We start from the raw sequence: 26,421 nt of genomic DNA on the forward strand, positions 1-26,421 counted from the left end.
CGCCCTGGCCTGTGGTAAGGAAGGTGAAACGTGGAAATTGCCGTATTGATTAAGCAGGTTCCGTCCACCGATTCAGTCGTCGAAATCGCCGCTGACGGGACAACCATCAAGACCGATGTCATCAAATGGGTCGTCAACCCCTACGATGAAATGGCCGTGGAAGAAGCTCTGCAGATCCGCGACGCCGTCGGCGGAAGCGTGACCGTGTTCACCCTGGGGCCGGACAAAGCCGTGGACGCCCTGCGCACCGCACTGGCCATGGGCGCCGACACCGCCGTACGCATCGATACCGAAGGCAAAGCCCTGGACGGTCTGGCCGTGGCCAAGGTGCTGGCCGGCGAACTGAAAAAAGGCAGCTTCGATCTGATCGTTGCCGGTCACCGGGCTGTGGACGATGACAACTACCAGGTCGGCCCGGCAGTGGCCGAGTTCATGGGCATTCCCCACATCTCCATGGTCATCAAACAGGAGCTGGACGGGGACAAGATCCGTTGCACCCGTACTGTTGAAGGCGGCACGCTGGTCCTGGAAGCCGCCCTGCCGGCCATGATCACCACCCAGCGGGGCCTTAACGAACCCCGTTACACCAGCCTGCCCGGCATCATGAAAGCCAAGAAAAAACCCATCGATACCCGCCCGCTGTCCGAGACCGGAACCGATGTGGGTGAGGCCATGGTCAAGACCATTGCCCTGAAACTGCCCCCAGAGCGCAAAGGCGGCCGGATCATCGAGGGTGAAAGTGCTGCGGAAAAAGCGGCGGCGTTGGTGAAGGTATTAAAAGAAGAAGCCAAAGTCATTTAGAAAGGGAGATAATCATGCCACAAGGAGTACTGGCCTTCACCGAACAGGTTGATGGCGAATTTAAAAAGATATCATTCGAGGCCGTTTCCACAGCCAAACAAATTGCCGAAAAAATCGGCGGGCCGGCCATGGCCGCCGTGATGGGCAGCGGCGTTGGCGCCATTGCCGACCAGACCGCAGCGTATGGTGCCCAGCGCATCCTGGTCGCCGACAATGATGCCCTTCAGGACGGATTGGTGGATGCCTTTGTTCAGGCCGCCGCCCAGCTCGTGGAAAAAGCCGATCCGGCCGCAGTGGTGATCGGCGCCAGTGCCATGGGCAAGGACATTGCCGCCCGGCTGTCCGCCCGGCTTTCCGCCCCCCTGGCCATGGATTGCGTGGATGTCCGCGTTGACGGCGATCAGATCGTGGCCACCCGTCCCATGTACGGCGGCAAGGTACTGGCCGATGTCAGCCTGGCCGGCACACCGGCCATCGTTGCCATTCGTCCGCGGTCCATGGACACCGTGGCGGACCCGGGTGCCGGTGAGGTCGAAACGGTAGATATCGAATTGACAGCCACAGCCCTGAGCCTGGTCGACAAACAGATGGAAACCGGCAAGATCGAGTTGACCGAAGCCGATGTGGTCGTTACCGGCGGACGGGGCATGGGCAGTGACGACTTCAGTGTCGTGGAAGCCCTGGCCAAGGCATTGGACGGTGCCGTGGGTGCATCGCGCAGCGCCGTTGACGAAGGCTGGCGGCCGGTGTCCGATCAGGTGGGCCAGACCGGCAAGGTGGTCACCCCCAATTTGTACGTTGCCTGCGGTGTTTCCGGCGCCATCCAGCATCTGGCCGGCATGGCCTCGTCACGCGTGGTGGTGGCCATCAACAAGGACCCGGAGGCACCGATATTTTCCAAATGCGATTTCGGCATTGTCGCCGACCTGTTCGACGCGGTACCGGCAATGACTGCCGAGGTTGAAAAACTAAAAGGGTGATTTGCTTCTCCCTGCGTAATATTTCCAACCAATGGAACGTAATAGGCCGCCCGAGTATTTTGGGCGGCCTTTTGACTTTTCCACGGGTTGATGTCGGTGGTGGGCAATGCCCACCCTACATATACTGCTCCATATACGGGTAGCCTGGGTTTGAAACCCGGGGTAACCGCATTTATAATAATCCATGCCGACTCACATGATAGTAAGAATATGATAAAAATTCGGATGATTATAATGATTTGAGATGATTAAAAATATGCGGCCGATCGGGTCGTAGGGGCAGGCCCCTGTGCCTGCCCTGGTTTTGAGGCCGGGCCATCATCTTGTTGTGTGGATCGGCTAACAAAATCAATGGGAGGGGTAAAGGGCAACCACTGGGGGTTGCCCCTACGGTCGCCGTGATAACCACAATGCCGTGAATGGGCTTCAACCGGGTATCACCATGTCATCAAAAAAAAACAGGACTAACGGCTGATTGCTGAAAGCTGACAGCTCAGCTTGGGTTTCTTAAACCGGCATTTTCAGCCTCATAAACAGCGGGCAAATCCGTGCATTCAGAAAAAAATAGAAAAGAAATTCCAAATGCGGTCACCCCGGGTTTCAAACGGGAGACGCTCGACAATCGCTCAACAAGGTGGTAGATGAATTCGTTGGCAGTTGACGGGAATATCTAAAAAATTCTATAGCATTCAAGATACTGTTTTTGGGCTGCGTTATCGGTTGTGGCATATGACAATACGGCTTCCTTTCTCTGGCCTTGCCAAAAACATTATTTTAAACACTACATTTGTAAAGGGATTCAACACCCTTTTGAAGGTTCCATGCAAATATACATAGAAAGTTTAGGCTGTGCACGCAACCAGGTGGACAGTGAAACCATGGCTGGACAGTTGCGCCTGGCCGGATGGCACCTGACCGAGGATCCGGCCGAGGCCGAGGTGATCGTGGTCAACACCTGCAGTTTCGTGGAATCGGCCATTAACGAATCCATCGACACGATCCTCGAACTGGCCCGTTTCAAAGAAGACGGACACTGCCGGCAGCTGATCGTGGCCGGATGCCTGCCGGAACGCTTCCGCGATGCCATTGCCGATTCCCTTCCCGAAGTGGATCAATTCCTGGGCACCGGCGCCTTTGGCCGTATCGTCGACGCTGTGGAGGATACGCTTCCCCGTGGGGCCTGTCTTTTGCCCGATCCAGATCTGATTCCCATCCATTCTGCCGCAACCCGCCAGCGGCAGCAGACCCACACCGCATACCTGAAAATCGCCGAGGGATGCAGCCGCCATTGTACCTACTGCATCATTCCCCGGTTGCGCGGCCAGCAAAAAAGCCGCCCCATGCACCTGATCATCGAAGAAGCCCGGCAGTTGATAGAGGCCGGGGTCAAGGAAATCAACCTGGTGGCCCAGGACACCACCGGGTACGGCCATGACCTGGCCGAGCCGGCAACCCTGGCCGACCTGCTGGAACGTCTGGCCGGCCTGGAAGAGCAAACCTGGATCCGCTTTTTGTACGGCCACCCGGAGAGCATCACCGATGGCGTGATCGATACGGTTGCCGCCCATCCCAACCTTTGCGCATATTTCGATCTGCCGGTTCAGCATGCGGCCGAAAGCGTACTGAAAAAGATGGGCCGCCACTATGACAGCAAACAACTGCTTGATCTGTTCGCACGCATCCGCTCACGGGTGCCCGGGGCCGCTATCCGGACCACCCTGATCGTGGGCTTTCCCGGTGAAACCGATGCGGACTTCAAACAACTGATGGATTTTGTCGAGACGGTGCGTTTCGACCACTTGGGCGTATTCGTCTATTCCGATGCCGAGGATCTGCCCTCGCACGCGCTGCCCGGGCATGTATCCAAACAGACGGCCCAACAGCGCCATGATGCCATCATGGCCCGGCAGCTGGATATTTCGGAGGATAATCTGGCCGCCCTTTGCGGCAATGCACTGCCGGTCCTGATTGAACACTCGCCCGAACCCGGCCTGTATGAAGGACGGACGATGTTGCAGGCGCCCGAGGTGGACGGGCTGACCTATGTTCGCCAGCCTCCCGGCGCCCCTGAGCTGGCCATTGGACAAATTGTGCCGGTAACCATTGTGGAGACACTGGAATACGACCTGATCGGAGAGGCAAAATGAGCGACCTGAAAACCAAAATCCTGACCGCCGTGAGCGATGACCTCAAGGTCATCGAGGACGCGCTGGCCGACAACCTGACCCCTTATTTCGACCTGGTGTCTCAAGTGGCCGGGCATATTCTTTTCGCCGGCGGAAAACGGCTGCGGCCATTGCTGATGATCCTGACCGCCCGGCTGTGCGACTATCAAGGCGATCACACCGCCCGTTTTGCAACGATTTTTGAATACCTGCATGCGGCGACACTGCTGCACGACGATCTGGTGGACGGGGCCGACATCCGGCGCGGCCGAACCGTGGCCCACAAGGTCTGGGACAATCCCACAGCGGTACTGACCGGTGATTTTCTCCTGGCCCGGGGCCTGTCCATTGCCGCCGATACCGGACTTAGTGAAGTCATTCGAACCATCGCCCGGATCACCGAAAACATGTCCCAGGGTGAAATCCGCCAATTGGAGCGCAAAGGCGATATCACCCTCACCGAAGCCGAGTATCTTGAGGTCATTCGCTGTAAAACGGCGGTGTTGTTCGAGGGCGCCTGCCGCACCGGCGCCCTGGTGGCCGGGGCCAGCGCCGACAAGGTCGCCGCCCTGACCGATTACGGCTATCAGCTGGGATTGGCCTTTCAGATGGCCGACGACCTGCTGGACTACACCCAGGACCTCGCATCGCTGGGAAAAAAAGCCGGTGCCGACCTGCGTGAGGGCAAGCTGACGCTGCCACTGATTCACGCTCTGTCCCGGGCGCCGGAGGCCGATCGACAGCGCATGGTCGCCATCCTTCAGAAATCGGACTTTTCCGAGGGCGAATTCGCCGATCTGGTCGAAATGCTCGAGCACCATGGTGGTATTGCCTATACCCGGACCGAGGCGGCCGCTCGGATACAGTCGGCCAAAGCCGCCCTTGACTGCTTTGACGGCAATTCCACGCGTCAAGTATTGATGGACATTGCTGATTATGCTCTAATCAGGAAAGCTTAGTTAGTGTCCATCCAGAAATGGCTAATTTGCCCGATATCGGCGTTGCGCGAAAAATTTAATCCTCGGAATATCAACTATATGCCTGTGGTTAAATTTTTCGGGCGCCTTGATCTCGACCAAATTTTCCTATTTCTGGATGGACACTAATTCATTTCTCTATCGACATGATCTGTCCGGACCATATCGCGTCCGGCAAGGACACCCCGGCCATCCATGTGCCGGGAGGGGAGGAGTCCATGTCCAATATGTATTCTGCCAAACGATGGATCGGTTCCATCGTTATTTTGATGTTCCTGGTCATTGCCGCCACCGACGGCTTTGGCGCCGAAACCGTACCCGTCCAGCAGCTGAACGTGTTGGGAACCTCGGTTATCCACAAAGGCAACCGGGCTGAAGGCCGGCAAAATTCGGTAGACAATGCCCTGGCCGCCGCCGTTGGCAGCATGGTCATGGAAATGCTGACCAGTGAAACCGTTGTCCGACGATTTCAGCTGATCAACGAATCCATATTGAATCAGCGCGACCAATACGTGCAGAACTATCGCGTGCTCACCGAATCCATCAATGGCGACACCATCAGAACCCTGGTCCAGGTGGATATCTCCGCGGACCGGCTCAGTCGTGATCTTTCCCAGCTGGGACTGGCGCTGTCAGGCACGGTTTATCCCCATGTCCTGCTGATGATCGCCGAAAAAAATATGGTCAACGGCCAAACCGCCTATTGGTGGGGGCCAACTATGCAAACCGAACGAACGGTCTGCGAAAAGGCCCTGGCCACCACACTCGAGCAGGCTGGCTTCCAGATCATCCCTACCCCCGAACTGACCGCCCCCCTCAACCGTGACATAACCCCCTCCCAAGAGGATATGCTGGCATTGGGCAATCGACTGGGCGCGGATATCATTGTATCCGGCATCGGTACCGCCACGTCCGCCACCAACACCATGGGCGGCAATATCCAGGCCTTCCAGGCAGAGATGAACGTCAAGGCCATCGATGTACAAACCGGGCAACCCATGGGGAGTTTGCACCAGAAGGCGGTGGCCTCGGCCCAGGAAGCGGATGTGGGCGGGCGACAGGCCCTCTTCAATGTGGGTGAACAGGCCGGTGACAATCTGGCCCGGCGACTGATGTCGGCCTGGCAACAAAAGCAAGCGGGCAGTACCGATATCGAGGTCGTGGTGGAAGGCACCAGCGGCCAGATCGCCAGTTTTGTGAAACTGCGCACCGCCATTAATTCCCTGTCAGGGGTCAAGGAATTGAAAATGAAAGAGATGGCCACCGATCATGCACTGATCACCGTCAATTACCGAGGCAGTGCCCGATCCATGGCCGATGCGCTATTGCTGAGAACCTTCAGCGGTTTTGGAATCGATATTTATGACATTACCCCCCAGGCCATTCGTATCCGCCTGATCAACAAATGATCCATATGCAATGAATAGCGGACGATCCAACACAACCATTAACATTCCCAATGCACTGACCCTTTTCCGGTTGCTGCTGACCCCGCTGTTCGTGATTCTGCTGATTCGCAACCAATTAAAGCCGGCGCTGGCGGTTTTTTTCCTGGCCGGGATCAGTGACGGGCTGGACGGCCTGATCGCCCGCTGTTTCAATCAACGCACCGTCATCGGCGCCTACCTGGACCCGGTGGCCGACAAGGTGCTGCTCATGTCGTCCTATGTCTGTTTAGGAGTGCTCGGAATCGCTCCGGCCTGGCTGGCCGTGGTCGTTCTGTCCCGCGATATCCTGATCGTTATCGGCATCGCCATTTTAACCCTGATGGAAAAGAAGGTCCGTATTCAGCCCAGCCGAATCAGCAAATGCACCACGGCCTTGCAGCTCTTCACGGTGGCGGCGTCCTTGATCGCCCCCGGCCCGCTCCTGTTTTTAACAATATTGTTCTGGGCAACGGCAGTGTTGACCATAATTTCCGGTATTCATTATATTTATATGGGGATGGCGATTTTTCAGCGGATCGATTAGTGATAACGTGATGAAATTTCAACCTTGGTTTGTGGCTTTGGCAAACCTGGTAATCATGCAATTTCGATTTAAGTGGCATTTTGGCTGTATTTTCCTTGACAGCGGTAAGGCCAAATGGTATCTGATTCACTTCATGTAGGCACGTAGCTCAGGGGGAGAGCGCTTCCCTGACACGGAAGAGGTCGTTGGTTCAAATCCAATCGTGCCTACCAGACAATAAGAGGGTTTACGGCAATCGCCGTAAGCCCTTTTTGAGTTCGGACGGATTCGTAAAAAGCCCGATATCGGCGTTACGCGCATCCTTCGTCACTGCGGAGTACTCTATGTACGCCTCCTTCCTCAGGATTCGCAAGCCTTGATCTCGGGCTTTTTACGAATCCGTCCGAACGGCGACTTTTTACCGATTCATCAGTTTTGGTCACCCGCGTTAAATTGGAAACAGCTCGGCAAACAGGGGGACGATCTCCGGCTCGGTCAGTTCGAGTTGGACCTCCCACTTGTAATACCCATCTCTTTGCAGCAAAACGTGGTGTTTTCCCATGGGCAGTTCAATCAGCATGGGCGTTACGCCCATATACTCGCCGTCTATGTATATTTGGGCCGCATCGGGATCACTTTTAACAAGAATCGTCCCGCCTTCAGTGATTTCAGGAATCTTTTCAGGTTCCACACAAGCTTTTTTGTACAACGCCAGGATATCCTGAAATTCCGGCCTTTGAACGTAAACACCGCCGGTTTCATCAGCAATGCGGCGGAGAATATCCAGGTATTTTTGTTCTACTTTGGTATAGCCGACGGTCAACACTGAAACGTTTTGTTTCCTGAGGCTGCCGATGACCTGATCAAGGATTGCCCGGCTCCCTTCATCTTTGCCATCTGAAAACAATACAATGTGAACATTTTCATCACCCTCTGCACTCAAAATATCGCCGGCCATCAATAATGCGTCGTTCAATACGGTTAATTTACCGGCGGTTTGAAGACCGTTGATCATCTGCTTCAGAACTTGCTTATTTGAGGTGACAGGAGTAACCAAACGGGGTTGGTCGTTAAAGGTCATCAATTGAACCCTATCCTTGGGACCCATGAGGCTGATAAATTCAACTGCGGATGCCTTGATGCCGTCCATGGGTGCACCTTTAATCGAGCCGCTGGTATCAACCGCCAAGATAAAGGATGCCCCCTGAGCAGAGCCGGGCAAGGGAATCGCCGGCAGACTGTCCAATGGCAGGACAACGGGTTCATCATTGGGCACCATCACTCGGGGGAGCGGCGGTACAAACGATGCGTGGCCTTGACCCGTAACTGGAATTTTTTCTTTCCGGATTTTAGCAGATGTCATTCCCCCTTTTTCTGACAGGGGGATATCCTGGGTGTGTGCTGCAAGGCGGATTTGGCCCTTCATCGGTTCAATGTCTACCTCCGGATCATCTTCCGGGGCAAGGGCGTTGACGGCCGTGGTGGTAACACCAGGCGTTTTTCCAGGGATCCTTACACGTTCAGCAGGGGCCACGATCGCTTCCCGAACCGCTTTCAGGGTACTTTGGGACAGTTTTCCAGGACGCTCGAGATGCAAAACGATGGGCTCTGCCACCATTTCAGGATCGGATATCGCAAGTGTCGATTCATATTCAACGACCATGGGGGTGGACCGGCTACTGAAGACTTTCGGCTCGGAACGTGGACCCGGAGCATGGATGGAAACCACATGGCTTTCCCGAATCGGCAGGGGTTGCACCGCTATCGTTTTTTCCGGTTTATCTTGCGTCGGCAGCCCATACTGGAATAAAAGCGCGGCAATGGCACAATGGAAGAAAATGGAAAGGATAATATAGGGAAACAATCTGTTTGGTTTCACCGGTCATCTTTGCCTTTGATGATCTGCCGAACTGTCAGGGTTCGTTCTTGTCCGATTGAGCCCCCTGCTGCGCCTGCTCTAGTTGGATGGCAGACTCAAATTGTCGCTGGGCCGCTTCGTACTTGCCCATGTCGAGCAAAAGCATCCCCAGATTGTTATGAATATCCGCACGTTGGGGACTGCCGGCTTCGGCGCGGACCAGATATGCATGGGCTTGCGGATAATCCTTTTTTTGGAAATAAAGCACGCCGACGTTGTTCAGTGCATCCGTAAAATCCGGATTTTTTTGCAAAAGAGATTCATAGGCGTGGATGGCACGGTCTGTTTCACCGGCCAAGGCCAATAGTTCGGCCAGTTTGAAATGGGCATGGACATTATCCGGTTCAATTTTCAGCAAAGACTGATAGGCCGCTTTGGCTTTTTCTATTTCACCCAACGCTTGATAGACATTGGCCAACCCTAAAACAGCGTCCCGGTTGGACGCATTCAGGTCAAGGGCTTGTTGATATGCCTTTGCTGCTTCGGCATAGGCATGTTGGCTTTCCAACACGGCGCCTAAATTGTAGAACGCCTGTTCAAAGGACGACTCCAGAACGGTCGCCTGACCAAGCGCCTTTTCTGCGTCGTCAAGGCGGCCTTGTTTCCAGTGTACCACCCCGATGTTGTTATGCACACCGGCATCTTCAGGGTTGATGTCCAAGGCGCGTTGAAAGGCCTCAAGGGCTTCGTTAAATTGCCCCATCCGATGATGGAGCAGGCCCAGATTCGTGTGCGCATCAACAAAATCCGGTTTCAGTCCAATGGCTTTTTGATAATATTGCTTGGCCTTATCCAATTGGCCTTGCCGTTCATACAGGGTCGCCAGATTGAACAGCCCCGCTAAAAACGTCGGATCGATTTGAAGGGCCTTAATATATTCTTTTTGCGCTTGATCAAGTCGTCCCGCCAAATCATGACAAAGGCCTAATTGGAATCGGATCTCCTTGTTATCGGGAGCGATTGATTTGGCTCGTTGAAGGTGGTCCGTGGCCTTTCCAATCGATCCTTTTTCTCTGAAGGCCACGCCTGCCCCCAAAAGGGCCTCAATGTTGTGCGGGTCTGTGTCCAAAACGCGCAGGTATTGCACAATGGCTTCATCCGCTTGACCTTTTTCCATCAACAACATCGCCAATTGGTTCCTGGCGCGAATATGATCCGGCTTCTGTCGCAGCACCAATCGGAATTCGGTCATGGCGTCTTGCAGCCTCTGTTGAGCCCTGTATACTTGTCCGAGTTCGAAATCGATTTCCGGATTCATCGGGTCGATTTGAAGGGCGGCCTGATATTGCTTTACGGCGGCATCCAGATCTTGCAATTGAACATATGATTTGGCCATGCCCGCATGTATTTCCGCCGCACCGGCCGGATGGTGCGATAGTGCCTTTTCATAATTCAAGATGGCGTCGGTGTAGCGAGCTTGTTTGTGGTAAACAATCGCCAGATTGTAGTAATCTTTCCAACTCGCGCGTTGTGCAATAATGTGCAACAATGTTTTTTCAGCATCAGCCAGCTGACCTTGTTGGGTGTAAAGATAGGCCAGATGACGATACGCTTTGAATGAAGCGGAATTGAGCTCAACTGCCTTTTGAAAAGATGAGACAGCGAGATCCGATTTCTGCATTTTGAGATAGGTCAGCCCGAGGTTGATGTGCAGGGCCGCATTATCCGGCGTACGCTTTAACTGGTCGTGATAGGCTTGTTCGGCGGCCTCGTATTGTCCGTTTTGCAGATAAGCAGCCCCCAGCAACGCGTAAAGATTCGGGTACTGTGGATCGATATCCACCGCAAGCTTGAATTGCCGGATGGCCTCATCGAACTTTTTCAGTTGATAGTAGCTGACACCAAGATTGACGTATGACGAGGCTTTCTGAGCAAAAACCGGTGTGGTGGCGGGAAAAAGAAGCCAACCGATGAATATGATATTAATAACAAAGTTTCTCATCAAGTCCACGGCCCCCTAAGAGCCTGAATGCCTTTTCACCGTAATTAAAATTTTCTCCACGCCGGCGGAATTACTGATGTCCATCATTTCGACCACCTTGCCGTGGGGCACCTGGGCATCACCCTTTATCACCAACGTCACACCGGCGCTCTGTTCGACGATTTCACTGAGCACGGATTCCAGATCAGGCACCGCAATGGGATTGTTCTCTAAAAAAATCCGCCCATCGGTTTTTATCTGCAGGGTTAATGTCTGTTTCTTTTGCAGCTGTTCCCCTGTGGCCGCTTCCGGTAAATTCATTTGCATCACTCGCTGAACTTCAAACGTGCTCGTCAAGGCGAAAAAAATTAACAATAAAAACACCATATCGATCATTGGGATCATATCAATGACTTCGATACTTCTTCGCTTGCGCTCTATTTTGCCGCTGTAGCCCCTCGGCACTTCAACTAAGGACAAAGCGGGGGTCTTGGATGGAAGAAACTGCATCAACTCCGGTATCTTGCCGGCCAAATCCCAGGTCTTGCCCCCATCACTGGAAACCATGTCACCCGGATGAATCATGTTTTCATAGGCCCATTTTCGCAACACATTCAAGGCAACGGGCTTATAAATCTTGTCTTTTTTTCTTAGTATATACTGTTTATTCATGGGCGTTGGCCATAAAGATCTGATAGCGTTTTGCCAATTGGCCGATAAACCAGGCTTTGGCCTTTTGGGCATCGGTGACCAAACGATCCACTTTACCCTGAAAATAGCGATGCAGGAAAAAACAGGGGATCGCCACAACCAGACCGGCGGCGGTGGTGACCAGGGCTAACCCGATACCTTTGGACAACAAAGCAGGATCAGGCACACCATCACCGATACCCAACGTAAAAAAAATCTTGATCATCCCAATCACGGTACCCAGCAGTCCCAATAAGGGCGTTCCCCGGGCCAAGGTATCAAGGGCATTGAGACGCCGCTCCAGCGAGGGAATAATTGATACCTGAATTTCTTCGTCCAAGATTCGCTGGACCAGGGCGATATCTTCATCCATGGATGGGTTTGATTGCTCGTCACTTCCCAGCTCCTGCAAAGCGACTAAAAACATTTGGGAGATGAAGCCCTTGCTCTCTTCGCATAACAAACGAGCCTCGCTGATTTTATTGCCGATAATAAGCGGGGCGAGCTTTTGGGTTATTTTTTGAATATTGCCCTTAATCCTGCTGTAACTGACCAATCGTTCCAGGATAATTCCCAAAGCAAAAACCGAGCAGATTGCGATGGGAATCATCAGCCAACCGCCTTTGGTAACCACATCAATCCACAGCATCAGCTTTTCCTTTTATAACTCTTTGTATTATAATAGAATTTACTATATCCGCGCCCATGCCTGTCAAGATAAATTTTTTATAAATCAATCGATCATGGGCATGATCCATAAAATTGGCAGCAAATTTGCTGTTTTCTACATTATAATTGGAAAGCGTGGCATTCTAAACATTTTAGTAAGAATAGAATGTATTATAAACAAAAATGTAATTAACCCTGTAAGAGAATATGATCAAGCACCGGATCCCACATTGGTTATCCTGAATGCCGTTTGGCAGAAGCTGCAGCAAACGCACGTATTGCGTCTGGTAAAATCGTAACCGGGTTAAACGTGAAAGGATGGCCCAGCCATAAGGGCGCAGGAAAAAAAAGCGGGACACACCATCGTGTGTCCCGCTTTTTACCGTAATTCTAAAAACAGATGACGATGATTAATCACCGGTAGCTGCTTTGTGGGTCTTGATCTCCACCTTTTCGGTGAGGCCTTCATAGTACTCACGCAAAATGGCGACAACTTCGTCACGACCAAAGTGATCGGGCAGCTCGCCGCCTTCGCTGAGCATCTTGCGCAGCATGGTACCAGAGAGCAGTACGCGGTCTTCCTTGCTGTGGGGGCAGGTTCTCAGGGAAGCCATGCCGTCACACTTGTAGCAGTAGAAGGTCCAGTCGATCTTCAGCGGCTGGCAGAGCAGGCCTTTGCCTTCACCCGGAGTCGGGATCTTGTCGAAAATGGTCTGGGCTTCAAACATGCCATAGAAGTCACCCACGCCGGCATGGTCACGGCCGATGATCATCTTGGAGCAGCCATAGTTCTGACGGAACACGGCATGCAGGAGGCCTTCACGGGGACCGGCGTAACGCATATCCAAGGGATAGCCACCCTGGATAACGTTTTCTTCAACAAAGTAATTCTTCACCAGGGCATCGATACATTTCACGCGGACTTCGGCGGGAATGTCACCCGGTTTCAGGTTACCGACCAGGCTGTGGATGTAGACGCCATCGCACACTTCCACGGCGATCTTGCACAGGTATTCGTGGCTGCGGTGCATGGGGTTACGCAGCTGCAGGGCGGCCACTTCGCTCCAGCCGCGCTCTTCGAACAGCCGGCGGGACAGTTCCGGACGATGATAGACGCCGGCGTATTTGGTCGGATAGTTGCCTTCGCTGAGGACCTTGACCGGGCCGGCCAGGTTGAAGGCCTTCTGGCCCATCACCATCTGCACGCCGGGATGATCCTCTTTGGCGATCTTCCAGAACTCTTCCGCCGTCGGGGTGCCTTCACCCATGAACACCTTTTCGCACTCCCACACCTTGTTGGCTTCGGTCAGTTCGTACTTTTCGGTGACCTCCATGGTGGCCATGATTTTCTTATCTTCAGGATCAAACAAGGCGATTTCTTCGCCAACGCTAATGGCGCTGGCATCTTCGCTGCTGACATCCAGGCACACGGGCACCGGCCAGAAGGTACCGTCGGCCATCAAAAAGTTTTCACAAACGCCCTGCCAGTCGGCCTTGGTCATGAAGCCGGTCAGGGGGCTGAAGCCACCGATTCCGATCATGATCAGGTCACCCTTAACGCGGGGAGAAATCTCAACCTGTTTCAGGCCGGCAGCCTTCTTCAGTTCGGCTTTTCTTTCGTCGCCTTCGAGCAGGCACATCGTCAGGCCTTTACCGCCATGGGGGGGAATAAGTTTGGACATGGATTCTTTCTCCTTTCAATAATGTGATTTTCACAATCTGTATTCACAGATATTTAGCCGGGAAGGAATGAAAATACCAAGTAGATGTAACTATTCGGGAACGGTTTTTTTGTCAAGACTAATTCGGGAATGATGGAGGAATCATTAAAGATAAAGGCCTCCCGGGCGTTGCTTTTCGAGTAAATGTTCATCCGCAAATGGGACTTCATGCTTGGGTCCGGACGACGGGCAAATTGGTGGCGGTCTGTCAATTATTAGAACCGTCTCAAAAACAGGATTCCGGTTCAAGATCAAGGCGGCGCCGTGTTTCGAACCGCAGGCATATACCTTAGCAACAACGCTTTTAATGGTTTTAGGCCGGGCCAAAACGAAAAGTTTATACTTTGACATCAGTCAATTACGCTTCTATACTGCTTCTTATCAACAATCAGCGGTCCTCGCCTTTAATGCCAACCCCCAAAAAGGAGAAGCAGCCCCATGACAGCGTCCCAGCCCCCGCAAGATTCCCGCAATACAAAACGACGACGAATCGGCGAACAATTGATGGACAACGGCCTGATCAACGCCGATCAGCTTCAACAGGTGCTCAAGCGTCAGGCCCAGGTTGGCGGACAGCTGGGATCCATTCTGATTGAAATGGGGTTTGTGGCTCTGGATGACCTGCTGGACCTGCTCAGTCGCAAATTCGCGGTCCCGGGCGTCAACCTTTACCAGCGCAATGTCAAGCAAGAGGTGCTCCAGTTAATGTCGCCTCAACAAATGGCGGCCATGCAGGCCCTCCCCTTGGCCCTTGACGGTCAGACCCTGGTGTTGGCCATGGTCAATCCCCAGGACTACTCGACCATCAGCGAGCTTGAATTTTCATTGGGCAAAAAAATCAAACCGGTGGTCATGCCCGCGTTTATGGTGCAAAGCGCAATCCGCCATGTCACAGCCAATCCCAATGCCGGACTGCGCGGTGAAGTCCTGGCCGAACTGGTCGAGATGGAGAAGGGTGAAAAATCCCCTCAGTTGATGCCGCTGTTGCGTTATTTGAAAAAAACCGGCGCCAACGACATGGTATTTACCGCCGGGTCGCCGCCGTCCATAAAAATTGCCAACACATTAAAACGACTGGCCATTCCAGAACTGAGCCCCGAAGACTGCCTGGCTTATGCCCGCGAAATGGTCAGCGATGAGGGCTGGGAAGCGTTCAAAACCCGGCACGACTATGATTTTTCGGCCACCTACCCGGATATCGGGCGATTCCGGGTGGCCCTGTATCGCCAGCGCGACACCGTGGCCATTGCCTTGCGGCCCATTATGGACGATGTACCACCATTGCCCCAACTCAACTTGCCGGAATGGATCGCCAACTTTGCCCTGCGTCCCCAGGGCCTGATTCTGGTATCCAGTCCGGCGGGCCACGGTAAAACGACCACCATGTCGGCATTGGTGGACATCATCAACAATCGGCGGGGGTGCAACATCGTCACATTGGAAGATCCGATCGAGTATCTGCACCAACACAAAAAAAGCAACATCAGCCAGCGTGAAATAGGAAGGGACGTGGCATCCTTCGCCCAAGGCATGCGTCACGTCCTGCGACACACGCCGGACGTGATCGTCGTCGGGGAAATGCGGGACAAGGAGACGTTTCGGATTGCCCTTCAGGCAGCCAATTCAGGGCACCTGGTGCTTTCCACGGTGCACTCGGACAATTCCACCTCCATCATCGAACGCGTCGTCAACATGTTTGACCCCCATGAGCAAAGCCTGATCCGCATGACCCTGGCCGAATCCCTTTTACTCTCCCTGTCCCAGCGGTTGATCTCGCAAAAGGATGGCAAAGGGCGGGTTCTGGCCCTGGAATACTTCGTCAACAGCCAGCGCATGAAAAGCTTCATCCGCGACGGCAAAACCCATCAGATTCGATCTCAGATGCAAACCGGCAGCGACGATTTTTCCAGCATCGACATCGCGCTGGCCAATCTGGCAAAAAAAGGATTGATCCGGGTGGAAGACGGCCTCAATTACTGTGAGGACGACCTGTTTTACCGCAGCTTGATTCAATCGCCGAGTCAAAAGTAGGGGATCATCGTGGAATAGTGTGGAATCGCACGATGAGCAGCTATTAGCCTTTAGCATTTAGCTGTTAGCTTTTATTCTACACACCATTGCGTGTCAAACCGACTGGGGTCGCGCCGGCCGTTCATTTGGTGGTGGCCACCGGAATCACCAGATCGGCAGGCATAGCGGTCACATCGCCCAGGGGATAGTCGCGGGCCCGGGTCAGATCTTCCAGGTGGCGGATACGCCGGCGGTTTTCCGGGTGAGAGGCAAAATAGTGGCCGAAACGGCCCGGATCAGCGGCTTCGGGAATTTTTTCAAAAAAAGCGGTGGCGCCGGCCACATGACCGTAAAGGCAATACAGGGCTTCCAGGGCGAATTCGTCGGCCTGGGTTTCCTGTTTGCGCGAAAAGCTCAGCTCGGTCAGCACCATTCCCTGACCGATCATGTCGCTGACACTGTTGTCGGCCCCAAAAAGCATGGTGGATGCGGCCATTAACACCACCGCCCGTCCCAGGCCCCGCAAATGATCCCGGTGGGCAAAATGCCCCAGTTCGTGGGCCAGCACAAAGGCCAGTTCGTTTTCCGAGCGCATTTCCGCCAACAAGCCGCTGAACACCAGAATGTGTCCGCCGGGCAAGGCTGCCGCATTGACGGCTGGGGACGGCTGGACGTGGACGGTGATGGTGTAAGGCAGGGAGGCGCACCGGGCCTGCAGGCGGTCGACCAGGGCCTGAATCGACCGGGTGGTTTCGGCCGTTTCATCGGTTTGGGCAAATCGTTCTACAAAAGCACCGGCCAGCTTTTTCTCCAGGTTCATGGAAATATGGGGCACAACCAGATCCACAGCCAGCCCCAGGGCCAGGTAAACCCCAACCACAATGGCCAATAGGCCTCCCGCCAGAATGGCGAACTCTTTTAATGGATGGGTCGGTGAAACATTGACATTGCCATTGGCATCCGGATGCCGGGGGGTAAACTTCACCTAATCCTCCACGGTCAGCGCCGTGCCATAGGCCACGGCTTCCAGGCAGCCGATGTTCTTGCGTTTGGACTGTTTGCCCACCGCACTAGTTTCGATGCGGACATTGACAATCACCGTGGCATCCCCGGCCATGACCTTCATTCGCAAAAGCGCTTCCCGCCGGGCCCGGTCGATCAGGCTTTCATAGGATTTCACCTGGCCACCGAAAATATTGCGCAGGCTGGCCAGAATGCGCTTGAAATAATCAACGGAAATCACGGCGCTGCCATAAACCATGCGGGCCGACCGGATTTTGTGCTCAGGCACAGCGACGCTTTTCAAGGTTACCACCGGCAGATTGAGCATGTCCATTTCACGTTTGGCAATCGACCGATAATGCCGTTTTTCCGCCCACGTTCCAGCACCGTATCCCAGAGCCAAAAGTGACAAAAAAATGATCAGATCAATCATCGTTAGCGCTCCTATTCCACGCGTACGGCAGTGCCGTAGGCATAAAGCTCGGCCGCGCCCTGGGCCACGGAGGAGGTGGAAAAGCGGACATTGACAATGGCATTGGCACCCATCAGACGCGCCTGTTCGACCATTCTGTCCACAGCCTGCTGCCGGGATTCCTGAAGCAGCTGCGTATAGCCTTTGAGCTCACCGCCGACCAGGTTTTTCAGACCGGCCATTAAATCTCTGCCGATGTGCTTGGCCCGGATGGTACTGCCGGAAACCAGTCCGAAATGCTCGGCGATGGTCTTGCCGGGAACCGTTTCAATGTTGGTGATGATCATTGTTCCTCCATCTGATGTTGGGGTGGTGTGAACCTTGACGTGGGTCTGGGGCGATTGAGGGGGGCTGGCCGGCGCCGGATCAGGGGCTGCGCCGGATTCTGAGGCGCGGGTATCCACCTCACCTTCTTTTCGTATCTCACAGTGTGCACCGGCACTGTGAAACACCTGCCTGTATTTTTCGGCCGTGGCCAGGTCCGTACTTTTGCGCACGGCAACGGGAACGCCGCTGAACAAGCGGCCGATCCCCTGATCATCGATTTTAAGCGCAGATTTGATTCGCTCCTTGACCCTGTCTTCATCTTTGCCAGGCAACAGTCTGCCTTCAAAAATGACATTGTATCGATCACTCATGAGGGGGGGGCTCCTTGTATGTCAAACGGTAATTGACAGCCGATGGCAATTTTGGCTTAATATTGCACAATATACTTAATGAAATCATCGATTTTTAAGCATTATCGGGTGGATGCCAATGAAACATAAGCAGAAAACGATCCAACTACAAATTTCCAATATGATTGTTGTTTTTCTCCTGATCGGTCTGCTTGCCGGATGCACGACCGCTTCCCGCCCGGCACCGTCAACCGGGACCCCTGCTCGCCATGTATCTTTATCCGAGGATCAGGGGTGGTGGCGGATTCGTTTCAGAATGGATCATGCCGATGAAGAACCCCACTGGGAAAGGGATCTTTTAATTGCGCACCGGATCATTGCACCGATCCTGACAGCCCATGCGCAACAGATTCACCTGTGGCGCTTTCATCGCCGGTCCGCCGATGACGAGACGGGGCATCAGTTCAGTTTTCTTTTTTATTCCAAGGCAACGCAAGCAAATTTGATCAACCGACAAGTGATGGAAGTCCCGTTGCTGTCGCGCATGCTGGACCATCAATTGGTGCGTGAGGTTCTTGTTGATCAAGTCGATGCCAACCCCCGGCCCAACATCGAGGATACGTCCGATGCCAACTGGTCACCGGTCATGCAGGTTGCCTGGCCCCATTATATCATGGGGGTCAGCCGGATGTGGCTGGAGATGATCGATCAACTGTCAATGCAGACCGGCACTGCAGGCCCCCTCGACCTGGACCAGATGATTGACCACTACAGCACCATCAACGTCGAAGTCACCAAAATCTGGCAGAAGGAAGCCTATCATGCCCTGCTGCATCATCTGAACGCCATTTACGGGTATACCCCCATGATTTACTGGGAAAAGCGACTAAAAGCATTCTGAGGCCACGATGCCTGCCGCGTCGCTTTGCCGCCCCCTTGCATTGGCAGACACCTTGCTCGGTATGGGTCAACAGTAGCCTTAACGGGGCAGCGCGGTAGCCAGAACCATGGCCCGCACCGGGGCCGGGTAGCCTTCCACGGTCTTCCCGGGATCATCGGGATCCAGAAAATCCACCAGGCTCTGGGTATCGATCCAGTCGGTCTGACGCTGCTCCACCGATGTGGTTTTGGAAACATCCACGCAGCGAATATGATCAAAACCGCATCTTCTCAGCCAGTTTTCCAGGCATTTAACGCTCGGGATAAAGAAGATGTTGTTCATCTTGGCATACCGCTTTTCAGGAAACAACGCCATCTGCGTATCCCCTTCAACAATCAGTGTTTCCAGGACCAGCAGCCCGCCGTCGGCCATCATGGCACGCATCGAAAAAAGCGTGTCCAACGGTGATCGCCGGTGGTACAGGATACCCATGCACAGCACCGTATCGAAACAGCCGCGCATGACCGGCATTTCTTCCAGCTTGAGCGGCAGACAGTAAAGCCCGGGCAGCGCCAGGTAACGGGAAAGGGCAAGATATTGGAAATAATAGTTCAGGTAAGGTTCGATGCCGATCACCAGCGCCGGCTTACGGGCGGCCAGTCGAAACATATAGTAGCCGCAGCTGCTGCCGATGTCCAGCACCCGCTTGCCGGTTTGCGACCCCAAGTGATCGGCCAACCGGTTCCATTTGATGGCACTGTTCCACTCGCTGTCCAGATCAATCCCGAAAATCTCAAAAGGGCCTTTGCGCCATGGCTTGAGCCCCTTTAGACCGGCCAGCAAATCGTCGGTCTCACTGGCACCTATGTCCGTTGCGGCTCCGATGCGAATGCGATCGAGATCCGCATCAATGCAAGATGGCGTCCGGTCGGGCAGGCGGGCCAGCGCCCGGGCCAGTTCGGCGCCCTTTTTATTGCGCTGAAAAATGGACTGGTGGCGCCTTTCGACCCGCTGCACCAGTTCCGGCACAAAGGGGCCAAGAACGGGATCACTGGCCAGCCCACCAAAATTGTCTATTTGAGGCAAATCCATGAGCAAAAGTTGAACCACTTCATCCACAGGTCAAAGTCGTTGAACCCGCATCGGCGCAGCCGGTCCTGATGCGCATCCACGGTTTCCGGCACCAGGACGTTTTCCAGCGCCTCGCGCTTCTGGCTGATCTCCAGTTCGCTGTAGCCGTTCTCTCTTTTGAAACGATAGTAAAAATCCACCTGAAGGGTCGACAGACACGGATCCGGATGAACGATCTTCTCCGAGAACATCAGCATTCCGCCGGGAATCAGGGCATCATGAATCCGCTGCAGCAGCGCATCCCGGTCCGGCGGTGGAATAAACTGCAGCGTGTAATTGACCACGACCACCGAGGCCCGTGTCATTTCAACGCCGCGAATATCATCACAGATCAGGCTGACGTCGCCGGACCGTCCGATTGCGGTGAGCTGTTTTTCAAATTCCGCCAGCATGGGCCGGGAACTGTCCACGGCCACCATTTCAAAGCCGCCGACGGGCATGCACGCGCACAAGGCCATGGCCAGGTTGCCATTGGAGCAGCCCAGGTCATAGATTCGTGTACCCGGCTGGTAGCGCTGCCGGGCCATCTGGGCCTGTCGGCGGACAACCTCCCCGTACATGGGCACCGAACGGCGAATCATATCGTCGAACACATGGGCCACAGCCTTGTTGAACGCAAAGGGGGGCACGTTTTTCCGGCGGGTTTGGTAAATGCGATCAATGGTCATCAATCAACCTGCAATGGGAATTGTCGGCCTTTGGGTCAGTTCCCGTTTTTACCTGGTAAAACCAAATTGAGCACTACCCCCATCACGCCGGACAGGCCGATGCCGCCCAACGTGAACGAGCCGAAGGGCAGCACCATGCCGCCAATCCCGCAAACCAGGATCAGGGCAACAATCGTCATATTGCGGGGATGGGTCAGATCCTGGCCGGCCTTGACCAGGGTGTTGAGTCCCACAACGGTGATAGCCCCGAAAAGTAAAAGCATGATGCCCCCCATGACCGGCACGGGAATGGTCTGCAAAAGGGCCCCCATCTTGCCGATAAACGCCAGGGCAACGGCAAAAATGGCGGCCCAGGTCATGATGCCGGGGTTGTACATGCGGGTTAAGGTGACCGCACCGGTCACTTCACTGTAGGTAGTGTTGGGCGGCCCGCCCAGCATGGACGCAAAAGCGGTGGCGATGCCGTCGCCCATCATGGTGCGGTGGATACCGGGATCCTTGACGAAGTCCTTGCCCGTGACCGTACCGATGGCCAGAATATCGCCGAAGTGTTCGATGGCCGGGGCAATGGCCACCGGCACGATAAAGAAGATGGCCTGCAGATTCCACTGGGGCATCACGAAATCGGGCACCGCGAACCAGGGTGCGTCCACCAAGGCCTTGAAACTGACCAGGGCCGGCCCGCTAAAATTTTTCAGGTTCCCGGGGTCAAACTCCGCCTGGATGGCGGCCGATACCCCCGCGACGTCTAAGATCAGGGCCGTCAGGTACCCGGCACCGATACCGATCAGAATCGGAATCAGCCGCAGCCACCCTTTGGCCAACAAAGAGGTCAGAACCGTCACCACCAAGGATACCCCGGCAATGATCATGGCCGTGGTTTGGGGGACCAGCCATGCGGATCCGTCCCCGGTGCGTCCCATGGCCATGTGAACGGCCACCGGTGCCAGCACCAGCCCAATCACCATGATGACCGGTCCGACCACCACAGGCGGCAGAATACGGTGCAGAAAACCAGCGCCAAACGCTTTGATACAAAGGCTTAAGCCCACATACAGGAATCCGGCGGCAACCAGACCGCACATGGTCCCGGGGATTCCCCAGGTGCCCACGCCGTGAATGATCGGTGCGATAAAGGCGAAAGACGACGCCAGAAAGATCGGCACCTTGCGTTTGGTGATAAACTGAAAGATCAAAGTCCCCGCCCCGGCGGTAAACAGGGCGACATTGGGATTCAAACCGGTAAGCAAGGGGACCAGGACCAGCGCGCCAAAGGCGACAAACAACATTTGGGCACCCACCAGGCTGTCCTTGGGACGAAACGCGTAATCGGTGGAAACATTTAGCGTGGACATAACACCTCCTGTGGAAAATAGGAAACGCCGGGGGCTGGGCATGATCAACGTTGACCGGTCTATAGGCGTAAAACCATAACTGTGTCAAGCATCGTGCAAAACACCTTGTTTCTCGCTCAACGCCCAACCCAAAGTTCTCCAGCTTTTCCTTGCCAAAAGAAAGAAAACACTTTACAAGTCCAATGGTTGTGCCGATATCATCGTTTGTGCAAAATACGGACAGATTACATGACGACGTGACGAAAGACATGAACAAAAAAGCCCAATTATCGCTGATCGAACTGCACAGTATCGGGTGGCTGGTGGTATTCGTTGTCCTGCTGGTACCGCCGGCGGCGGCGGATATTTACATCTACATCGACAGCCAGGGGGTCATGCATTTTACCAATGCACCGACCTCAAGCGACTACCAGGTATATCTCAAGGAGCGTCCCAAGCGCCGGGGCGGCGGGATTGATACCAATCGTTTCGATCGCTACATCGATGAAGCCGCCACGCTGCACGGTGTTGATTTCCCCTTGCTTAAAGCGGTGATCCGGGCCGAATCCGCCTTCGATCCCAAGGCGGTCTCCAAAAAAGGCGCATTGGGACTGATGCAGATCATGCCCGCCAATCTCGAAGCCTTTCAGGTTCATGATCCGTTTGACCCCTGGCAGAACATCATGGGGGGCGCCCGTTACCTCAAATCGTTGATCAAACGCTTCAAGGGGCAGGTGCCGCTGGCGCTTGCCGCCTACAATGCCGGTCCGCGAACGGTTGATGTCCATCGCGGCATCCCCCCCATTCAGGAGACCGAAGAATATGTTAAACGGGTGATGAAATTCTTCTACTTGTATAGAAATGGATGACCCGCTGGCGCATGATCGTTCCCAGCGCCTCCATCGCATACGTCATCCCTTCGTGTTCGTTGTCGTTGTCGTAATCTCAAATCGCAATCGGAACGGTTGGTTTTCGACAACGATTCACGAAAAAATCTCAACGACGTCCAAGGTAAACCAGCAATAGCCCCGCAACCATCATGATCAATCCGAAGCGGCGCAAGTTTCCCGCCGGCGTTTGCATGAGCGCGGCCATCCATTTTTTCATTCGATCCGGCGCCGCAAAATAAGGGACCCCTTCGATAATCATCACCATACCGATCACACAAAGAAAATAATCCATATTGTTCCGTTTGCATACTGATTTGATTACTGGGCAAAATAGTCTACCCAAGGGCTGAAAAATGTCTTGCTGATCCGTTTCTGCAATTGTGTCACCGCACTCAAGGCGTCTTTGAGCAGCAAGGTTTCATGCCGCGTCAGGGTTTTCGGATCCACGGTATGGTCCGGGCTTTGGCCGGCCTGCACCGTCTTCAGGTTTTCGCGAATCTGAAACATGGTCAGGGTCTCGAATCCGGCGCGATAAAGCGCGGCATCCTCGGCATTGATCACACCTTTTTCGGCCAGTTGGTCCAGACGCCCCAGGGTCGATGCGGTAGTGATGTGCTGCCCCATGGCCAGCAGGCGGATCCCATTGATCATGTGGAGCAAAGCCGATTTTTTAATGTTGAATCGCCCTTTGGCCGGCCCTTTTCGCTCGGTCACGATCTGGCCCAGAAATCCGACCGGCGCCTTTTGCATCTGGTCGTCCCGCAAAAACATGGCGCCGGCACTGGATGAAGCGCTGAAGGCCTTTACAATTTCGGTCCAAAGCCGATCAGCCAGATCGGTATTGCCCCAGATGCAGCGGTAATCCATCAGAATCGTCAACATGCGGGTATCGTTGGGTTCCAGGGAGGTCATCCAGCCCCGGATCAATTCGCTCCATTTGGATATGGAACGGCACCACTCGGGGGTGGAGGCCATGACGCCGCCGCGACACCGTTTGAATCCACAACGGACCAATCCGTCAACGATGGTTGTACCCAATTGTCTGAAATACGCCTGTACCCGATCCGCTTGCCCCTTTTCCGGATCAGCATAGATGATGGCATTATCCTGGTCGGTGCGCAAGGTCTGCTCCAGTCGCGCGGCACTGCCCATGTTGATCCAGCAGTAATCCACCGGCGGCGCTCCCCAGCCATCCGCCTGCAGCTGCGCCTCACCGAGTTCGATCACCTTGCGGGTAATGCGGTTGTTCAGCCGGGACATAATTTCCATGGTTTCCCGGACTCCGGCCCGCTCGGCCACCAGGGCTTCGAGGATCTGATCGACACGGCCGCTCAGGCCGGCCAAGGTGTCGATATCGGTCTGATGGGCGATATCATGGATCACCATCAGGTTGTCCACCGACTGGGAGCGTACCAGGTCCGCAAAGGAAACCACGCCCACCGGCCGGTTGCGATCCACCACCACCAGCTGTCGCACACGATTGCGAATCACACTGGCCAGGGCTTCACCCAGGTAGGCCTGCGGGGCAATGGCGAATAGCCGTGAGTCCATGAGCTGGGCCACACGACATCCTGGTACCGGGCATTGCTGCTGGACCACCAACGCATCCACCAGTTGACGTTCGGTGAGGATCCCCTGATACCGGCCGGCATCATCCACCACCACCAAACACCCCACCTTGCGCTTGATCATGGTGCGGGCGGCCGAGGTAACCGGATCATCGGCATGGCAGGTCAATACCGGTGCGGACATCACCTGGCGGACCTTTTTGCGGAACAACATGGCCGCCGCGCCGTGGGCAATGGACACCGCGCAATCATTAAAGCTATGGGCATAGAGAATCCGCATTCGATCGGCCAGCAGCCGATTGAAAAAAACAGCAAACTCCGGGTGGCTGTAGATCAGGGTTTCGAGATCCTGCCGTTTGATACAAATGCAGGTCAAGCGCCCTTTGGACCGGGCTGATCCCGGATAGGGCTCGCCGGACAACACAGCGGTTTCGCCAAAAAACTCGAATTGTTGGCGCCCCCCAACCCGTTTTTCGACGCGGTCCTCGTCCTCGACCACGATTTCTACCCGCCCATCGGCAATGATGAACAGGCAGTCACCGCCGGCATCCCCCTGACGAAAAACATACGCCCCGTCATCGAAGTTACGAACCGCAAGCCGCTGAACCACATCACACAGATCCTTTCGGTCCAGCAGGGCAAACGGGTTGGTTCGCTCTAAAATGGAAAGCAGCACCTCGTTATTCATTGGGTTTTCCTGGTTTTTCATTGATGCATCATAGTCAAAAACGCGACGGCGATCTGAAAATAAATCGTTATCCCCACAGCATCAATCACCGTGGCAATGAACGGTCCGGCTGTCAAGGCCGGATCCAGGTGCAGCCTTTTCAGCAGCAGGGGCAACAGGGCACCGGTCAGGTTGGCGGTCAGCAAGGTGGCCACTAACGCCACCGCGACAGTGCCCCCAAGCCAGACATTGTGATCCTGAAAAAATACCCGGAAGTAGGCCATCACCCCCAACGTGACCCCCAGGGCCAGGCCCATGAACAGTTCCCGGCGAAAGACCTGCAAGAAATCACCCGGACGAATCTCTCCTAAGGCCATGGCGCGGACCACCATGGTGGCCGACTGGGTCCCGGCATTGCCGCAGGTTCCGGTGACCAGCGGAATAAAAAAAGCCAGGGCCACCATCTGATGCAAAACCGCACTGTTCATCTCCATGATCGTCGTAGACAGCAGCGAGGTAAACAGCAGCACGGCCAGCCATATAAACCGGCTCCAGAAAAGGCGCGGCATGGACCGCTTTAAATAGCCTTCATCAAACGGTACCACAGCTGAAATGCGCTGGAAATCTTCGGTGGTCATTACCGCACCGGCGGTCCCTTCGGCGTATTGCCATAACCGGCGAATCTCATTTCGTTCGGCCTGGGCGATCAACGGCATGATGGCCTCGCGGACATCCGTGTCCACCGCTTTGAGCAAATCCACCCGGTCGTCAGGTTCCATGCCTTCAATGAATCGCAGCATGGTATGCGCATTGGAAGCTTCCAGGCAGACCTGCTGGGAGTCGATTGACAATTGGGCAAAGGCATCGCTGGCCTTGTGGTTGCCCACCTGAACCAGCAGGTCGACAATCTGTGACGGGGTCAGGCCGCTTTCTTCCAGGGTTTCGGCAATGTCCGAGGGATGTAGATTTCTCAGTGCCTCAACTTGCGCACGGGACAAGACACCAGTGACGGGATGAACCAAGGGGGTAATGATATCAAGAGCGAGGGTCATGGGGCGCCTCCTTTTCTTCCGCAGCCGGTATCCGGCCGGCAGAACGTCAGGCGCCTATTGACTAACGGGAAAGCCCCCGCGTCAATTGGAGAAGATGACTTGCTGTGGGCCGGATACCCGTTGTTCGGGTACCGGTGGATGGATGGTATTCAATCGTGTTGCTACAACTACCAGGGCCAGGGTCGTCCATTCGATCTTTCCTTTGTTACTGTTTTCGTTCCCGGCAAATTAACCGATCGGACATTAATCCACAATATGGGAAATAGCAAGATCGATTTCCCTTCAAAAACAGGGTAACCGGGGCAATCGCATGTAGATTTCCAGGTTGCCTTTCTTTC

At 54.5% G+C, this 26,421-nt stretch carries 25 protein-coding genes and 1 tRNA gene; 12 read left to right on the top strand and 14 right to left on the bottom strand.

Annotated elements, in window-relative coordinates; all coding sequences use genetic code 11:
* Window positions 1–30 precede the first annotated feature (30 nt).
* The 7 genes from Dvar_RS41235 (at window position 31) to Dvar_RS41265 (ending at window position 7,106) form a co-directional block, all read left to right on the top strand.
* A complete protein-coding gene (locus Dvar_RS41235; protein ID WP_419659286.1) occupies window positions 31–801 on the top strand; it encodes an electron transfer flavoprotein subunit beta/FixA family protein in 771 nt (256 codons plus the stop codon).
* A 14-nt stretch (window positions 802–815) separates the two neighbouring features.
* Window positions 816–1,781 (top strand): electron transfer flavoprotein subunit alpha/FixB family protein, encoded by a 966-nt coding sequence (locus Dvar_RS41240; RefSeq protein WP_419659287.1) that lies wholly within the window; start codon window positions 816–818, stop codon window positions 1,779–1,781.
* Between the two features lie 821 nt (window positions 1,782–2,602).
* Window positions 2,603–3,928: a 30S ribosomal protein S12 methylthiotransferase RimO gene (rimO, locus tag Dvar_RS41245; RefSeq protein WP_419659288.1), complete on the top strand. Its 1,326-nt coding sequence runs from the start codon at window positions 2,603–2,605 to the stop codon at window positions 3,926–3,928.
* Window positions 3,925–4,905 (top strand): polyprenyl synthetase family protein, encoded by a 981-nt coding sequence (locus Dvar_RS41250; RefSeq protein WP_419659289.1) that lies wholly within the window; start codon window positions 3,925–3,927, stop codon window positions 4,903–4,905. The genes rimO and Dvar_RS41250 overlap by 4 nt, the downstream gene beginning before the upstream one ends.
* A 236-nt stretch (window positions 4,906–5,141) precedes the next feature.
* On the top strand, window positions 5,142–6,332 hold the full coding sequence (locus Dvar_RS41255; RefSeq protein WP_419659290.1) for a hypothetical protein: 1,191 nt from the start codon (window positions 5,142–5,144) through the stop codon (window positions 6,330–6,332).
* A gap of 10 nt (window positions 6,333–6,342) precedes the next feature.
* Window positions 6,343–6,894 carry a CDP-alcohol phosphatidyltransferase family protein gene (locus tag Dvar_RS41260; RefSeq protein ID WP_419659291.1) on the top strand — a complete coding sequence of 184 codons (552 nt, stop codon included), beginning with the start codon at window positions 6,343–6,345 and terminating at the stop codon, window positions 6,892–6,894.
* 137 nt (window positions 6,895–7,031) lie between these two features.
* A tRNA-Val gene (locus Dvar_RS41265) sits at window positions 7,032–7,106 on the top strand.
* A 215-nt stretch (window positions 7,107–7,321) separates the two neighbouring features.
* Here Dvar_RS41265 and Dvar_RS41270 read toward each other — a convergent pair.
* From Dvar_RS41270 to Dvar_RS41285, 4 genes are read right to left on the bottom strand one after another with little or no spacing between them, the layout of a single operon-like run.
* On the bottom strand, window positions 7,322–8,752 hold the full coding sequence (locus Dvar_RS41270) for a VWA domain-containing protein (RefSeq protein ID WP_419659292.1): 1,431 nt from the start codon (window positions 8,750–8,752) through the stop codon (window positions 7,322–7,324).
* A 34-nt stretch (window positions 8,753–8,786) separates the two neighbouring features.
* The gene (locus Dvar_RS41275) at window positions 8,787–10,733 is read right to left on the bottom strand and encodes a tetratricopeptide repeat protein (protein WP_419659293.1); all 1,947 of its coding nucleotides are present in this window, start codon (window positions 10,731–10,733) and stop codon (window positions 8,787–8,789) included.
* 15 nt (window positions 10,734–10,748) lie between these two features.
* The gene (locus Dvar_RS41280) at window positions 10,749–11,384 is read right to left on the bottom strand and encodes an ExbD/TolR family protein (protein ID WP_419659294.1); all 636 of its coding nucleotides are present in this window, start codon (window positions 11,382–11,384) and stop codon (window positions 10,749–10,751) included.
* Window positions 11,377–12,012 (bottom strand): MotA/TolQ/ExbB proton channel family protein, encoded by a 636-nt coding sequence (locus tag Dvar_RS41285; RefSeq protein ID WP_419659295.1) that lies wholly within the window; start codon window positions 12,010–12,012, stop codon window positions 11,377–11,379. Before Dvar_RS41285 ends, Dvar_RS41280 begins: the two co-directional genes overlap by 8 nt.
* On the opposite strand from Dvar_RS41285, the gene Dvar_RS41290 reads away from it, so the two are divergent.
* Window positions 12,002–12,370, top strand: coding sequence for a hypothetical protein (locus tag Dvar_RS41290; RefSeq protein ID WP_419659296.1), 369 nt, complete (start codon window positions 12,002–12,004; stop codon window positions 12,368–12,370). The two genes, Dvar_RS41285 and Dvar_RS41290, sit on opposite strands and share 11 nt — an antisense overlap.
* Window positions 12,371–12,481: 111 nt before the next feature.
* Here Dvar_RS41290 and sat read toward each other — a convergent pair whose 3' ends face one another.
* A complete protein-coding gene (sat, locus tag Dvar_RS41295; RefSeq protein ID WP_419659297.1) occupies window positions 12,482–13,753 on the bottom strand; it encodes a sulfate adenylyltransferase in 1,272 nt (423 codons plus the stop codon).
* Between the two features lie 211 nt (window positions 13,754–13,964).
* Between sat and Dvar_RS41300 the strand changes: the two genes are divergently transcribed.
* Together Dvar_RS41300 and Dvar_RS41305 are read left to right on the top strand one after the other, a co-directional pair.
* Window positions 13,965–14,234, top strand: coding sequence for a hypothetical protein (locus Dvar_RS41300; RefSeq protein ID WP_419659298.1), 270 nt, complete (start codon window positions 13,965–13,967; stop codon window positions 14,232–14,234).
* Window positions 14,231–15,823: a PilT/PilU family type 4a pilus ATPase gene (locus Dvar_RS41305; RefSeq protein ID WP_419659299.1), complete on the top strand. Its 1,593-nt coding sequence runs from the start codon at window positions 14,231–14,233 to the stop codon at window positions 15,821–15,823. Before Dvar_RS41300 ends, Dvar_RS41305 begins: the two co-directional genes overlap by 4 nt.
* A 121-nt stretch (window positions 15,824–15,944) precedes the next feature.
* Here Dvar_RS41305 and Dvar_RS41310 read toward each other — a convergent pair whose 3' ends face one another.
* The 3 genes from Dvar_RS41310 to Dvar_RS41320 are packed head-to-tail and all read right to left on the bottom strand — an operon-like array spanning window position 15,945 to window position 17,914.
* Complete coding sequence (locus Dvar_RS41310; protein WP_419659300.1) at window positions 15,945–16,787, bottom strand: M48 family metallopeptidase; 843 nt, start codon at window positions 16,785–16,787, stop codon at window positions 15,945–15,947.
* Window positions 16,788–17,237 (bottom strand): YbjQ family protein, encoded by a 450-nt coding sequence (locus Dvar_RS41315; protein WP_419659301.1) that lies wholly within the window; start codon window positions 17,235–17,237, stop codon window positions 16,788–16,790. It lies immediately after the preceding gene.
* A gap of 11 nt (window positions 17,238–17,248) precedes the next feature.
* A complete protein-coding gene (locus Dvar_RS41320) occupies window positions 17,249–17,914 on the bottom strand; it encodes a YbjQ family protein (protein ID WP_419659302.1) in 666 nt (221 codons plus the stop codon).
* A 118-nt stretch (window positions 17,915–18,032) separates the two neighbouring features.
* On the opposite strand from Dvar_RS41320, the gene Dvar_RS41325 reads away from it, so the two are divergent.
* On the top strand, window positions 18,033–18,794 hold the full coding sequence (locus Dvar_RS41325) for a hypothetical protein (RefSeq protein ID WP_419659303.1): 762 nt from the start codon (window positions 18,033–18,035) through the stop codon (window positions 18,792–18,794).
* Between the two features lie 78 nt (window positions 18,795–18,872).
* On the opposite strand, the gene cmoB is transcribed toward Dvar_RS41325, so the two are convergent.
* From cmoB to Dvar_RS41340, 3 genes are read right to left on the bottom strand one after another with little or no spacing between them, the layout of a single operon-like run.
* Window positions 18,873–19,865, bottom strand: coding sequence for a tRNA 5-methoxyuridine(34)/uridine 5-oxyacetic acid(34) synthase CmoB (cmoB, locus tag Dvar_RS41330; RefSeq protein ID WP_419659304.1), 993 nt, complete (start codon window positions 19,863–19,865; stop codon window positions 18,873–18,875).
* Window positions 19,847–20,572 (bottom strand): carboxy-S-adenosyl-L-methionine synthase CmoA, encoded by a 726-nt coding sequence (gene cmoA, locus Dvar_RS41335; RefSeq protein ID WP_419659305.1) that lies wholly within the window; start codon window positions 20,570–20,572, stop codon window positions 19,847–19,849. Before cmoA ends, cmoB begins: the two co-directional genes overlap by 19 nt.
* A 35-nt stretch (window positions 20,573–20,607) precedes the next feature.
* On the bottom strand, window positions 20,608–21,927 hold the full coding sequence (locus tag Dvar_RS41340) for a uracil-xanthine permease family protein (protein ID WP_419659306.1): 1,320 nt from the start codon (window positions 21,925–21,927) through the stop codon (window positions 20,608–20,610).
* A 248-nt stretch (window positions 21,928–22,175) separates the two neighbouring features.
* On the opposite strand from Dvar_RS41340, the gene Dvar_RS41345 reads away from it, so the two are divergent.
* Window positions 22,176–22,775 (top strand): transglycosylase SLT domain-containing protein, encoded by a 600-nt coding sequence (locus tag Dvar_RS41345; protein WP_419659307.1) that lies wholly within the window; start codon window positions 22,176–22,178, stop codon window positions 22,773–22,775.
* A 127-nt stretch (window positions 22,776–22,902) separates the two neighbouring features.
* Here Dvar_RS41345 and Dvar_RS41350 read toward each other — a convergent pair whose 3' ends face one another.
* From Dvar_RS41350 to Dvar_RS41360, 3 genes are read right to left on the bottom strand one after another with little or no spacing between them, the layout of a single operon-like run.
* The gene (locus Dvar_RS41350; protein WP_419659308.1) at window positions 22,903–23,088 is read right to left on the bottom strand and encodes a DUF2065 domain-containing protein; all 186 of its coding nucleotides are present in this window, start codon (window positions 23,086–23,088) and stop codon (window positions 22,903–22,905) included.
* A 26-nt stretch (window positions 23,089–23,114) separates the two neighbouring features.
* Window positions 23,115–25,052, bottom strand: a complete 1,938-nt coding sequence (locus Dvar_RS41355) for a DUF294 nucleotidyltransferase-like domain-containing protein (protein WP_419659309.1) — start codon at window positions 25,050–25,052, stop codon at window positions 23,115–23,117.
* A gap of 17 nt (window positions 25,053–25,069) precedes the next feature.
* The gene (locus Dvar_RS41360) at window positions 25,070–26,083 is read right to left on the bottom strand and encodes a magnesium transporter (RefSeq protein ID WP_419659310.1); all 1,014 of its coding nucleotides are present in this window, start codon (window positions 26,081–26,083) and stop codon (window positions 25,070–25,072) included.
* Between the last annotated feature and the right edge of the window lie 338 nt (window positions 26,084–26,421).

The organism is Desulfosarcina variabilis str. Montpellier (genome assembly GCF_048565275.1).
GTDB lineage: Bacteria > Desulfobacterota > Desulfobacteria > Desulfobacterales > Desulfosarcinaceae > Desulfosarcina > Desulfosarcina variabilis.

What these genes read in the sequence shown, in the direction of transcription:
- Dvar_RS41305 (WP_419659299.1), top strand. Translation starts at nt 14,231, where the DNA reads ATGACAGCGTCCCAGCCCCCGCAAGATTCCCGCAATACAAAACGACGA.
- Dvar_RS41280 (WP_419659294.1), bottom strand. Translation starts at nt 11,384, where the DNA reads ATGAATAAACAGTATATACTAAGAAAAAAAGACAAGATTTATAAGCCC.
- Dvar_RS41340 (WP_419659306.1), bottom strand. Translation starts at nt 21,927, where the DNA reads ATGTCCACGCTAAATGTTTCCACCGATTACGCGTTTCGTCCCAAGGAC.
- Dvar_RS41275 (WP_419659293.1), bottom strand. Translation starts at nt 10,733, where the DNA reads ATGAGAAACTTTGTTATTAATATCATATTCATCGGTTGGCTTCTTTTT.
- Dvar_RS41255 (WP_419659290.1), top strand. Translation starts at nt 5,142, where the DNA reads ATGTCCAATATGTATTCTGCCAAACGATGGATCGGTTCCATCGTTATT.
- Dvar_RS41240 (WP_419659287.1), top strand. Translation starts at nt 816, where the DNA reads ATGCCACAAGGAGTACTGGCCTTCACCGAACAGGTTGATGGCGAATTT.
- cmoB (WP_419659304.1), bottom strand. Translation starts at nt 19,865, where the DNA reads ATGGATTTGCCTCAAATAGACAATTTTGGTGGGCTGGCCAGTGATCCC.
- Dvar_RS41355 (WP_419659309.1), bottom strand. Translation starts at nt 25,052, where the DNA reads ATGAATAACGAGGTGCTGCTTTCCATTTTAGAGCGAACCAACCCGTTT.
- cmoA (WP_419659305.1), bottom strand. Translation starts at nt 20,572, where the DNA reads ATGACCATTGATCGCATTTACCAAACCCGCCGGAAAAACGTGCCCCCC.
- Dvar_RS41360 (WP_419659310.1), bottom strand. Translation starts at nt 26,083, where the DNA reads ATGACCCTCGCTCTTGATATCATTACCCCCTTGGTTCATCCCGTCACT.
- sat (WP_419659297.1), bottom strand. Translation starts at nt 13,753, where the DNA reads ATGTCCAAACTTATTCCCCCCCATGGCGGTAAAGGCCTGACGATGTGC.
- Dvar_RS41290 (WP_419659296.1), top strand. Translation starts at nt 12,002, where the DNA reads ATGGGAATCATCAGCCAACCGCCTTTGGTAACCACATCAATCCACAGC.
- Dvar_RS41325 (WP_419659303.1), top strand. Translation starts at nt 18,033, where the DNA reads ATGAAACATAAGCAGAAAACGATCCAACTACAAATTTCCAATATGATT.
- Dvar_RS41345 (WP_419659307.1), top strand. Translation starts at nt 22,176, where the DNA reads ATGAACAAAAAAGCCCAATTATCGCTGATCGAACTGCACAGTATCGGG.
- Dvar_RS41285 (WP_419659295.1), bottom strand. Translation starts at nt 12,012, where the DNA reads ATGATTCCCATCGCAATCTGCTCGGTTTTTGCTTTGGGAATTATCCTG.
- rimO (WP_419659288.1), top strand. Translation starts at nt 2,603, where the DNA reads ATGCAAATATACATAGAAAGTTTAGGCTGTGCACGCAACCAGGTGGAC.
- Dvar_RS41315 (WP_419659301.1), bottom strand. Translation starts at nt 17,237, where the DNA reads ATGATTGATCTGATCATTTTTTTGTCACTTTTGGCTCTGGGATACGGT.
- Dvar_RS41350 (WP_419659308.1), bottom strand. Translation starts at nt 23,088, where the DNA reads ATGGATTATTTTCTTTGTGTGATCGGTATGGTGATGATTATCGAAGGG.
- Dvar_RS41250 (WP_419659289.1), top strand. Translation starts at nt 3,925, where the DNA reads ATGAGCGACCTGAAAACCAAAATCCTGACCGCCGTGAGCGATGACCTC.
- Dvar_RS41260 (WP_419659291.1), top strand. Translation starts at nt 6,343, where the DNA reads ATGAATAGCGGACGATCCAACACAACCATTAACATTCCCAATGCACTG.
- Dvar_RS41320 (WP_419659302.1), bottom strand. Translation starts at nt 17,914, where the DNA reads ATGAGTGATCGATACAATGTCATTTTTGAAGGCAGACTGTTGCCTGGC.